Origin of the sequence: Brevibacillus sp. SAFN-007a (genome assembly GCF_051967035.1) — a bacterium.
In the GTDB taxonomy this organism is placed as follows: Bacteria; Bacillota; Bacilli; order Brevibacillales; family Brevibacillaceae; genus Brevibacillus.
On record NZ_JBQCKK010000023.1, the window covers coordinates 34,252 to 45,996 of the forward strand.

Consider the following 11,745-nt stretch of genomic DNA (forward strand, 5'->3'; position numbering starts at 1 on the left):
CCTCCTTTCTTAAGCGAGACGCGACCATTCATCTCTGCTTACACCGACATCTTTTTTCAAGTTGATGAACATATCTAAATTGTCTACTATATACCCCAATAAACTTCTTCGTTCATCCAAAGTTCCCCCAGCAATGTGCGGGGTACAATAAAATCCATTAATTTTACGCAACTCATCATTTGGGTCCATTGGTTCCTTTTTAAAAACATCTAGTACTACTTTAATATTTTTTTCTTTTGATACTTTTACCAGTTCTCTTTCGTCTAGTAAGTGTCCATTTGCCGTATTAATGATGATTGCATTTTCTTTTAATAGGGTGATTCTATTCTTATTTAGCAAGTTATTTGATTGTTCGTTTAATCCACAATGAAGAGAGATTATATCAGAAGAAGATAATAATTCATTCAACGGAACCTTTCTCACATCGTTATCATTCGCCTCTTCATCAGTTAAATAAGGATCGTAAATAACGACGTCACAATTGAATGGTTTTAGTAACTTTCTCAATTTTTTTGCAACTTCTCCAAACCCAATCAATCCAACTACTTTATTAAATAACGAAGGTTCCCATCCTCGGTTAACTTCCCAACGCCAGCCACCATTTTTTACTGACTCTATATAGTTATTAATATTCCGGAGACCGCAAATCATCATTCCTAGTGCATATTCCGCGACAGAATTTGCTATAACAGTTGTTCCACTAACAACTTTTATGCCTTTATCAATAGCTGATGAATGTACTTGTTTTTTGATACTTCCTCCAGCATGTCCGATAAATTTCAGCTTGGGTGCACATCGGATGATCCTTTCAGAAATGTAAGACGATTTCCAACTTGTTATTAAAACTTCAACATCTCTTATTTCTGAAATTATTTTCTCTTCGTCCCATTCAAAACAGTCATTATTCCATTTTACGTTGCCTAGCTTTTCAAGTTTCTCCTTTGATTCAAAAGTAGAAACTTCCTCTATTTGTGATGCACTTGGTATCACGAGAATATTCATTACATTTACCCCTTTAGCCTAGTGATATGATTAGTGTTTTCTAAATGGTATTACGAAAAATGCACCATATTAAATCAATTAATGTTGTTATTGTTAGTATTAAAAATTTGTTCATCTAATATTTAAGTAGAATATATTCTTTTGATATGAGAGATTATCCCTATTACTGTTTTATTGCTATTTGAACCTATTTACTTGTACGATAATGACTGGCTTTTCCCAGCAATATAAATATAACACAGAATAAATTTACTGAATTTTTAAAAGTTCGACACGGATATATTATTCTTCGTTTTATTGAATATGTATCCAACTATAAAAGTGGTAAAAATATTTGTTTTATTGTAAATATGGCAGTCTATAAACATAAAATATGTCTAAGACTGCCATTCTTCATTAATATTTTTCAATCGGGTATAGTAAATATCTAACAATGTGATCAAGAATAAAGACATTAATTAATTTGCTCTTTAAGGAGTTTTTTCCCTCAAAAAATTGTGTACTCTTATGTCAGTCTACTTTACCGTATGGCCATGATCTTATCTGGGTCACGGCTACTTACCTAATACTTTTACATTCATGTCTTAAACTTCACTTAGAAACATTTGAGCAGTAGCTCTTTATTTAAAAATCTTAACTTTTAAAAAATTAGAAATCCTTAAGTCTTTGACCGATTAGCTTTGACGAAGTATGCCTACGAACTGGTGAATTGTTGCCATTTTTGATTATTAAGTTTGCATAAAACTCATATCAGGACTGGACCCCCCATAAAGTCTTATAGCAATTTTGGGAGATATGCAAGTATTTACAGTAATCACTCAAGTTCCCTCTATCTTTATAATATTCTCCTAACCACTCCGCGGATTCCGCTATGCCTTTTGTAAAACCTATACTTTGAAATAACTTGAGCGCTTTTTTAACGACTTTAACGGCTTCCATTCTATTACCCTCTGCATATTTTATTTTTCCTTCTAATAATATACAATCGCCTAATATATATGATTTTTCTAAGTTTGCGAGAGTGCTGTAAGCCTTTGACAAATAATCATATGCATCACTATACATTCCTTCCAAATAATAACACTCAGATACCTGTTTATAGGTATCTGCGTAAGATTCCGGTTCTATATCATCTTTTATTGAGTTCTTTATTTTCAATGACTCAGATAGTCTCTCAAAGGCACGATAGTAGTCCTTTTCTTGTAAAGATATCGTCCCCAAGCAGTGAAGGGCATTTGCCTTGTAAATCTTTAAATTAGCGTTTTCTCCAGATAATTCAATTGTTTTACTAAAGATATTTTCGGCATCATATTTTCTTCCAATTTTTCGATAATTTGCACCTAGTATAAGTAAAGATCTAATTAATAGTGGAACATTATATTCCTCGGTAAAAATATCAATAGCCTTTCTACAATAATATAAAGACTTGATAGGATTGTATTGAATTTCATATACATACGATAGACTATAAAAAAGGCATGCAGACTTAAAACTAGTTTTATCTTTCATTAGGTTTTCTGCTAAATGGTAAAATTTTATTGCATTGGCGTAATTTTTCCCCAAAAAGGCTACATCCCCTTTTAGTTTAAATATATCAAACTCAATATTATTATTATTTTTCCACTTAGATACTTCCGCTTCTAAAGTATCTAACAGTACCTTTGCATTCTCAACATCCCTAACCTCAATAAAATAATGGCATAGATAAATTTTAATTAAGAATGTGCAATTCACAAAAGCACTATATTCTTTTAATTTTTGTTCTAGTAAGGATTTTAAGTTCATATAAACATTCTTATCGTTCATATTCAAGGCCGATATTAATTGTTCTCCGATCTTCTCGATTTCTTTACATACCTCGTCCTCTGAAATAGATTCTTCAATTAATTGTTTAAAATCACTTCCCAATCTATCAGATATGCAACGTAATACGTCATAAGGCGGGGTTACCTTCTCATTTTCGATAAGACTTAAGTATGGAACCGAAATAATACCATCAGCTAAATTAGATTGTGTTAGGCCTTTTCTTTTTCTTAAGATTTTTATTTTACTTCCGATACCCATCTTACCTTGTCTCACCTCTTAATTGTTTTAACTTATGGGTGTGATTGAATAGGAATTTCCTACCAAAATTTATTCTATCTCCATTTAACAAAAAAGCAGAATGTAAAAATGCAGTTAAATTTTCGACATTTTTCAGCGAAATGTTAATTTCCCCCACAAAAGCATATCGTGGTTTAAGCGTGGTAACTGACTGGATGACATAATCTCATTTTCTTTCACAGTCTGAGGCTAGTCTTGAAAATCTGTTTTGCTAATTTAAATTTTTTTATAATTACCAAATTTCAATTTATTCATATAGATACAAGAACCATTTTCCCTTATAGTAGTAAAAGAGTGCTTTATTGGGAAGGCGTTATTTAATGAGTTCTATAATATTTAATTCGAGATGCCTTCATGATGTTCTGGGTTAGAATCCAATGAAAAACTACAGCAAATTCTTCTTCCGACATTTCATCCTTAATGTATTTAACGTACTGATGATAAGGATCAACTCCATATTTTCTTTCTAATTCAGTAAGTTCCGCACTTTGCTTGAGTAATAAAGCTATACGCATTTCTTTTGCTTCGTCGAACGAACGAACCCTTACCACAATTAACCCTCCTAGTGAATGTGCTTTTATTATACCATATATTTGTCAATTTTTATAAATTTTGTGAAGATCAGCAATAAAATCCCCAATAGAATCGGTTGAAAATTACCCACTTTCATCGCAAACTCTCTCCTTGGAGGAGAGAGAAATCATGGTAAAGAATGGGGAGTTTTACATGATTCACGAGATGAGAAAACGTGGCATGAGTATTACTCGGATCGCACAGGAAATGGGGAGGGATCGAAAAACCATTCGTAAGTGGCTGAACAAGAAGGAACCTGAATCCTATCAGCGAAAGGTCATTCGTCTCGGCAAGCTGGATCCGTTCAAGGATTACGTTCGCCGCCGAATGGAGGAAGGTTGCCTGAATGCCAGAGTTATCCTGGAAGAAATCAAGGCAAAAGGGTATACCGGTGGGATTACCACTCTGCGAGTCTTCATGAAACCGTTCCGGCCCACCGTCATCAGCAAAACCACCGTCCGATTTGAAACGGATCCTGGATACCAGTCCCAGGTAGACTGGGGACGGTTTACGGTAGACTGGCACGGCAAACCAAAACGGCTCTATGCGTTTGTCATGGTCCTAGGCTATTCCCGCATGATGTATCTGGAGTTCACCGAAGACGAGAAGTTAGACACGCTTATCAACTGCCACCAGCGGGCTTTTGAATATTTGGGAGGGTGTACGGAGGTAATACTGTACGACAACATGAAGACAGTCGTGAAAGACAGAGATGAACAGGGCCATCCCGTCTGGAATGAGCGTTTTTCCCGATTTGCCAGCCACCACGGCTTCCTTCTTACGAGCTGCCAGCCCTATCGCGCTCGCACTAAAGGAAAGGTCGAAAACGGAATTGGCTATGTTCGCAAGAACTTTTGGCCGCGCGTTCGGGCATTTACCGGATTGGACGATCTGAATCGCCAAGCACGCGAGTGGTTGAATCAAGTAGCTAACGTGAGGATTCATGGAACCACGCACGTCAGGCCGGTTGACCGCTGGCAAGAGGAAAAGCTGAAACTCATGAACCCAACACCGTTTGCGGTCGTCGACCGTCATGCCCGGAAGGTATCGGCGGACTGCCTGGTATCGTTTGAGGCCAACCGATACTCCGTTCCCTTCCGTTTTATGGGTCACATCGTACATGTCCAAGACGACAAGAACGGACGCATCCGGATTTACAGTGGAGACATCCTCATCGCTGAACATCCCAAGGCCGTCCAATAAGGGCAGCTGGTCATCAACAAAAAGCACTTCGAAGGACTGCGCCCAACCGGTCAACACCGAGCTTACTCCCCTATGCCCAAACTTGTTGACCAACCAGCCCCTGAAGTGCATGAACGAGACTTATCTGTGTATGAACAATTCCTCGACGAGGCGGTGAAGCTCCAATGATCGGGCTGAAAGAACGTCTTGAAGACGCGTTCCGCCAGTTCGGATGGTCTCGCATTCCCGAGGTGCTTCACTACCACGCCGAAGAAGCTTCCAAACACAATATATCGTATCTGGAATTTCTGGACAAGCTTTTACAAGAAGAACTGGCGGCGAAATGGGATCGGTATGTCCGAACCCGGACACGCCTGGCCAATTTGCCCTTTCACAAGACCTTGGATCAGTTCGACTTTCGGTTTCAACCATCCATCGATGAACGACGAATCCGGGATCTGGCGACCCTTCGGTTTATCGAGCACCAGGAGAATCTCATTTTCCTTGGCCCGCCCGGTGTGGGGAAAACACATTTAGCCGTTGCACTGGCTTTGGAGGCGATTAAGCAGCGGTATACCGTGTACTTTACAACCGCCCATGACCTGGTCCAAACGCTTCAGCAGGCTGACCAGAACCATACGATCAAACAGAAAATTCGCATGTACACCAAGCCGCGTCTGTTGATCATCGATGAGATCGGCTATCGCAAGATGGACGAACCGGCAGCCCATTTCTTCTTCCAAATCATCTCTGAACGATACGAGACCGGCTCCATCATCCTAACTTCCAACAAGTCGTATGTTTCGTGGGGAGAGATCTTCGGGGACTCTGTACTGGCCACAGCCATCCTGGATCGTTTACTGCATCATTCCACCACCATCAACATCAAAGGGGAAAGTTACCGCATCAAGGAAAAGAAAAAGGCGGGTTTCTTCCGACCAGAAGGGCATGAAGACCCAAAGGAGTAGTTCATGTTTCCGCCCCCTAAGGGGTGTATAATAATTCTCTTACTGAGGAATTTTCGATTGATTTTTTTGAGGAGCTTTCTTTTGATCTTGACATTAGGCAAACAATTTCAAGGACTAAAGCAGCGGGTCTATACGAAAATAAACCGAAAACACCAAAATCAAAACGTGAAATAACCATTCCTGAGGTTGTAGTTAATCAATTGAAAAACCACTATCACAACCAACTTAAAACTCAGGAAATGATGGGTAGCGGATATTCTAATAACGATCTCGTTGTTTCTACATTAAAAGGTACACCAGTAGAACCTAGAAACTTATTGAGAAACTTCAAGCAGATGATTAAAAAATCTGGCGTACGTAACATCCGCTTCCACGATTTACGACATACGCACGCTTCCCTGCTTTTAGCAGAAGGTGAAAATATTGTAGTCGTAGCTGACAGATTAGGTCATAGCAAACCTGGTGTAACACTCAATATTTATACTCATATCATTCCAGGGAAACAGGCAGAAGCAGCTGAACGAATTCAAAGAATAATTGAAAAAGTAAAAGAGGACAGGATTTCAAGCTAGTAACATTTTACAATTTAACCTTGGGCAGCTAAATACAACGCATAGCAACCAATAATGATCTTGAAAAGATCTTCACCCCTTCACGTCAATAGAATCATTAAACAGAATTAGTCCTGTACTTAACAGGACTAATTCTGTTATACTACATGCTCATCACCCGCCAATCGGAAAACTTCATGCTCTTCACTACAAGGCACATAATCCAAAAATCAAGTGTGTAATGACCGATGTAATTTGCCGAAATATTTTCTGTTTTGCCCACGTTTTAAAACTTTTACAACTTTGTCCATTGGATAGTCAGGAAAACTAGGGACCTGATACCACTTATCATCTGGAACTATTTCTGGCAAAAGAGTTTTAACTGCCAAATCAATCCTAATTGCTCCAGACCAGATCAACGTATCAATTTCAACATCGTGGAATGAATCTAAATCCGTTCTGAGTCCACCGATCAATTCCTCGATTTCCGAAAGATTCGTTGGGTATTCCGGCAACAGTATTTTCAGTTCCCGATATTTTTTTTCACTCTCAACAATCTGATAGACGGGGCGGTTTATAAGCAACTGAATACCGTTGGATTGCTTATAAATCAGTCTTCGACGTAAAAGAACATTTTGTTCAAGCGTGGTTTCCAAAATTCTGGCGTTCAGATCCTTAAAGCCCGGTTGAAAGGCTTTCTCCCATGGGGTTGCCGTTGCTGACGCGTCTAAAATCACAAACGGTGAGTCTTCCTTTAAAATATTCTCAGAGCCCAAATTGTCATATACTCCTCCGTCGGTTAAATACAAAATTTCCGGTGGAGTTGGGTACACCATTGAACCATATTTATCGTGATAACGTCTGCCCCGGTTATCCATACGTAACGGAGCAAACATCATTGGAAAAGCTGCTGAGGCTGCCACCGCAAAAGCAACGGTTATATCTTCTATGTCCATGCTTGAACCAAGCAGATTGCCGTATATATCTGTCACTTTAAACCGAAATCTTTTCATCGTGTTTAGACAGGTAGCATTGCAACTCCATTCCGGCTCTTTGGGCAATTCAATCATTCTTTTGCCGTGAAAAAATTCTTCGTCAAGCGTTTCTGGAAACAATCGACTCAATCTCGTTCTAGGTAATTCTATTCGAAGATATGTGCGTAAATTAGTAATTGACGGGAAGAAGGCTTTTCGAAGCATCTTCTCTCGGACATTTATTTGCCCAAGCCTACGCAACGGCCCGGTCACTCTACAATCGAAATCATTTATATCCAAAAAGTCCCTTTCCGATAGCGCTGTCATTATCGCCCCCGCCGTGATGCTCCCCCCAGAAACGGAACTAATATCGGAAACCAAAGAATGTAACCCCAACTCAACCAAACGGCGGTAGGCTCCAAGACAATAAAACATTGCCCGAAAACCTCCGCCTGAGAATGCGAGTTTTAACTTCCTCTGCTTGGTCATTCCCCTTCCTCCAAGTCAAATTCACTCTTTTATTAATAACTGTTTTGCTTCTTCCAGCGTGATCACTTCAAAGTCCACCCTTTCGTGCAAGCCGTTGGGGAAATGAACTGTGAACGATAGTTCGAGTGCTGGGGACAAAATTAGGCAGATGGGGGTATCTGTCTCATAATTGTCCTGAAGCGCAATTTCCATCATGCTTGCGAAGTCCTGCGGACTCGGCTTGTTTGTTCCCGTTGGATGAAAGTGCCATTCTCCGATGTAATATCCCCTTTTGCCCATTTTTTCAACTGCTTCATCCAAAAACTTTTGACAAAACTCAACGTCCCTTTCGAACCAATCCTTTTTTCTAACCGCATTAGGACCGGGAGGAGACGCGTCCATGACTACAACTCGACCGTCACCTGTGTAAAAACCAACAATAACACCTCCCGTTTCGAAGTCCCCAGATTCACGTGATTCGTACACCACAGATTCATAAGCCTCTTGTGTTATCAAAATTCTCTTGATCGGATTACTTTTGCATAAACGGCAATTTACATGTGGAGGTAGGAACCGCTGATGAAGCGTGAAAGGAACATTTGGATCATGGTTCAACCCGGACAATTCCTCTGTGGTCCACACCCATTGATTAAACTCTGATTCCTTGCCTTGAAGTGCGTCTAGTACAATTCTTGCCGTTATCGAAGAGACAATACCTAAATCAGCCGCGCTTCCCGGACGAACGGGGTTGTTGCATTCGTTTGTCAATAGTGGAAGATCAGGATCTTCTTCGACCTTAATAAAGTCTGCGTGTCCTTCTGCGTGGTAAATTGCCAAACATTCCTTACAAGCGTCTTTGCCAGGACGAACACGGAAGATCCTAGCTGCTTTCGCTCCTCTTAAAGCCCGAACATAAAACATTTCACGATTCGACCGAACAGCCAACTCGTTTATCCAAGCCTCAATATTATCGTCTGCTATGCTTGATACACCGACAAATTTTTCTGGAAAAACTGAATAAAATTCGATTTCGTTTAAAGTTGTGACATCTCGGTCAATTACACTTATATCAACATAGGGATTGTGTTCTACCATTGTTACCGCTACTGCGGTAGCTTTATCGTAACCAACGGACGTTAATTTGCACTCATGCCTGATAACATTGTGGGCTCGCAATTCCCCTTTGTCGATTAAATGCACATTCCCAACACCCGCTTTAGACATATGGGTCCCAAGGGTTGACCCAATTGCGCCGACTCCAAAAAGCACGATACCTTTGTCCTTAAGTATTTTTCGATCCGCTCTACCTCGGTTCCGAAGATGAAAATATTCTTCGGTAACTTTTTCTGTCTTCACCGCTTCCAAACGATACTTTCTCAATTGATTCATTAGCTCAGCTTCTGTTGGTATTAAAAGGGCAGGGGCTCCTTCGGGTTTCACCAACCGAAACATCGCCCAATCAAAAGCTTCGCGTCGGCCTGGAAAACGGAGACCCAAATAAATGTGCTGCACTCCCTTTGCGACTTTGTCCCGAATCGCTTCTAACAAACGTTTTTGCCCTTCCGTTCCGGATTGCTCCAAAAACCCCGCAAACTCTTCTATATTCGCAAACGGACGCGGTTCAACAGAGATATCCCACCAAAAGCCTTCTATAAGAACTCCTTTTTCTATTTCGGATATGACTTCCTCTGTACGCCTTACCAACTCCGAAATGTCCCATACACGCTGAAGGAGCAGGGTATTTGGTTTTAATGCTTCAAAAGAAGGCACCTCTATTCCGGACAATTTTTTTCCATAAATACCTAACCCAAAATAAAACCGGGCGTCAAGAAAACGAGAACGCTGAAAATAAAAGCGCCCTTCCACTATGTTGCCGTCGAAAAAGGATTCGCTTAGCAATAGTTCAATCCCATTAGCCCTATATGGGAAGTGGTAAAACAATTCGACTTCTCGACTATCAGGTGGAAACCGATTCGTGACTACTCCGAAAAACCAGTCACGAACTCGCGAGATGGTAGCGCGCGCTCCGACAATTTCTGCTCTTTCACTGTGTAAATCGTCCGCTTCCAAAATGCACAAACTACCGTCTACATTTTGATGACGGTGATAATAAATTTTAATTCGATTTTGAATCATTGCCGCAATTTGCAATGGGGGTCTTTTGGAAAACTCTCTCGTTTCCTCTTGGCTTAACGGTTCTTTAAGTAAATAGACGGCGGGAGGAACGTAAGGAGTAGCATCGGGGTAAACAATCAATATTGGAAAGCTGTACACCTTATCAGCTCGTACTATAATGTTACCGCTTGATACGAGAGTACGTTCCGTTGCTAATGAAAGCATACGATAATTCCGGTTATTTTCAAGTTCCCTGAGTTCACTCAAATACCAACGAGAGTTATGAGTCCACCAACTCATCAGCAACCCCCCATTGGCTTTGTGTCAAGTTTGGTGTGAACATAAACGCCTCCGAAAAGGGAACTTTCGCTCTTTTTTTCACCGTCATCTTCATTGTCTTTGTAACCGTAAGTTTCCACCAATTCCTGATCAGTTCGGACCAATATGTCTCCGTTTTCATAAATATCAACGATCACGCATTCCCTGTTTTCTCCCAAATGAAAGATTGCTTCCTCGTCAAAGTATTCCCGGTACAACTCCATTGCGTCGTCATGTGGATGATCGTGTTTGCTTTCTTCTTGTTTTGGAGCGCTAACTACCAGATAACTCGCGTTAATGGCTTTAATATGATCGAGGTAAGGTTCGTCATCCTTATCGTTTTTAAAGAAGGTCCGCGAACCGTGATGAACCGCGCTTAAAACAGTCGACTGTAAACGATCTTTATGATAATTAGTAATATGATCACGCCAAGCAACTAAATCTGCGTCACCGGTAATTAAGATTTGTTTCTCTTCCTCACCGTACAAGAAACGAATAACTGCGCAATGCTCGTGAATTCTACGGTTGCGGGTATCGGCATCCTCACCACTAATTTCTTCTTTCACATACTCCGCTGGAGAAAGAACATTGTACCTTACTTTTCCTACGGTCTGTTCTTCCCTTGTTCCTTGCAGTTCCTTTACTTTGTCCGCTTCCAATCCGTCAATTATTTCTTTAAAATGCTCGTAATACTCACAATGATCGCCTGCTGGTATATGACCTGAGTGCCAAACTTCCTCAATATTTATCTTTTCGACAATCTCTTTCAATCCATCAAGGTGATCTTTGTGAGGATGAGTGTTCACAAAGTAATGCAGAGTACCGTCGGTAAGGTCTTGTAATAAAGCGGATAAGTCAATTCCTCCGGCACTCTTGTCCTTATTGGCGTCGATTAACATGAATTGGTAACCACTGTCGGTAGGAATAGAAAGTAGCGTTGCGTCCCCCTGCCCAACATATAGGAAACATACTCGGAAAACACCTTGCTCGTTTGGAATCAAAATTTCCTTGGCCTTGTTTGACATAGATTCATTCCTCCCTAAATAAATTTGAATTTATTCGGTTTACAATCTGTTTGGGCACCGTTCTCTTATTCCCCTTTTAATGGTGCAGGACCACTAGTATAGGTAAATTGTACCATACCATCCATCGAAAATGAATCATTTGTTCTTGTTACTACAAAATATAAGCCTCCCGTTAGAAATAAATACTCTGAGCCCAATCCAAAACTTTTCTCGAATACAGATTCGCTGTGACTTCGAGTTCAAGAGGGACAAAATGAATAGGACTATAACCCAAGTAAAAATGCGCTGTAATAGGGATGCGTTTACTAAACCATCAAAGTCCGAATGTGAGCATGATGTGAGCAATTGAAAATTCTGCCTTTAACAACAGCATCTAATACAAGTACAAAAAGTCATAACCACCGGCTTAGCCGGTGGCTTCCATTAGCCCTATAAGGGCATGTTACAAGCAAGCGCCTCAAAGGCG

At 40.4% G+C, this 11,745-nt stretch carries 9 protein-coding genes; 3 read left to right on the forward strand and 6 right to left on the reverse strand.

All coding sequences use genetic code 11. The features are described from left to right. Window positions 1-9: 9 nt before the first annotated feature. The 3 genes from ACTHO6_RS18650 to ACTHO6_RS18660 form a co-directional block, all read right to left on the reverse strand. The gene (locus ACTHO6_RS18650) at window positions 10-1,002 is read right to left on the reverse strand and encodes an NAD(P)-dependent oxidoreductase (protein ID WP_440243186.1); all 993 of its coding nucleotides are present in this window, start codon (window positions 1,000-1,002) and stop codon (window positions 10-12) included. 750 nt (window positions 1,003-1,752) lie between these two features. Next, window positions 1,753-3,066 carry a helix-turn-helix domain-containing protein gene (locus tag ACTHO6_RS18655; protein ID WP_440243187.1) on the reverse strand — a complete coding sequence of 438 codons (1,314 nt, stop codon included), beginning with the start codon at window positions 3,064-3,066 and terminating at the stop codon, window positions 1,753-1,755. A 356-nt stretch (window positions 3,067-3,422) separates the two neighbouring features. Continuing rightward, the gene (locus ACTHO6_RS18660) at window positions 3,423-3,656 is read right to left on the reverse strand and encodes a hypothetical protein (RefSeq protein WP_440243188.1); all 234 of its coding nucleotides are present in this window, start codon (window positions 3,654-3,656) and stop codon (window positions 3,423-3,425) included. Between the two features lie 151 nt (window positions 3,657-3,807). On the opposite strand from ACTHO6_RS18660, the gene istA reads away from it, so the two are divergent. The 3 genes from istA (at window position 3,808) to ACTHO6_RS18675 (ending at window position 6,400) form a co-directional block, all read left to right on the forward strand. Beyond that, window positions 3,808-4,881 (forward strand): IS21 family transposase, encoded by a 1,074-nt coding sequence (istA, locus tag ACTHO6_RS18665; RefSeq protein WP_440243190.1) that lies wholly within the window; start codon window positions 3,808-3,810, stop codon window positions 4,879-4,881. Window positions 4,882-5,048: 167 nt separating this feature from the next. After that, complete coding sequence (gene istB / locus ACTHO6_RS18670; protein ID WP_440243200.1) at window positions 5,049-5,828, forward strand: IS21-like element helper ATPase IstB; 780 nt, start codon at window positions 5,049-5,051, stop codon at window positions 5,826-5,828. A gap of 23 nt (window positions 5,829-5,851) precedes the next feature. After that, window positions 5,852-6,400 (forward strand): site-specific integrase, encoded by a 549-nt coding sequence (locus ACTHO6_RS18675; RefSeq protein ID WP_440243192.1) that lies wholly within the window; start codon window positions 5,852-5,854, stop codon window positions 6,398-6,400. 209 nt (window positions 6,401-6,609) lie between these two features. Here ACTHO6_RS18675 and ACTHO6_RS18680 read toward each other — a convergent pair whose 3' ends face one another. From ACTHO6_RS18680 to ACTHO6_RS18690, 3 genes are read right to left on the reverse strand one after another with little or no spacing between them, the layout of a single operon-like run. Continuing rightward, on the reverse strand, window positions 6,610-7,842 hold the full coding sequence (locus tag ACTHO6_RS18680; RefSeq protein WP_440243194.1) for a patatin-like phospholipase family protein: 1,233 nt from the start codon (window positions 7,840-7,842) through the stop codon (window positions 6,610-6,612). Between the two features lie 21 nt (window positions 7,843-7,863). After that, the gene (locus ACTHO6_RS18685; RefSeq protein ID WP_440243196.1) at window positions 7,864-10,236 is read right to left on the reverse strand and encodes a ThiF family adenylyltransferase; all 2,373 of its coding nucleotides are present in this window, start codon (window positions 10,234-10,236) and stop codon (window positions 7,864-7,866) included. Then, on the reverse strand, window positions 10,236-11,279 hold the full coding sequence (locus ACTHO6_RS18690) for a ComEC/Rec2 family competence protein (protein WP_440243198.1): 1,044 nt from the start codon (window positions 11,277-11,279) through the stop codon (window positions 10,236-10,238). Before ACTHO6_RS18690 ends, ACTHO6_RS18685 begins: the two co-directional genes overlap by 1 nt. Window positions 11,280-11,745: the final 466 nt, after the last annotated feature.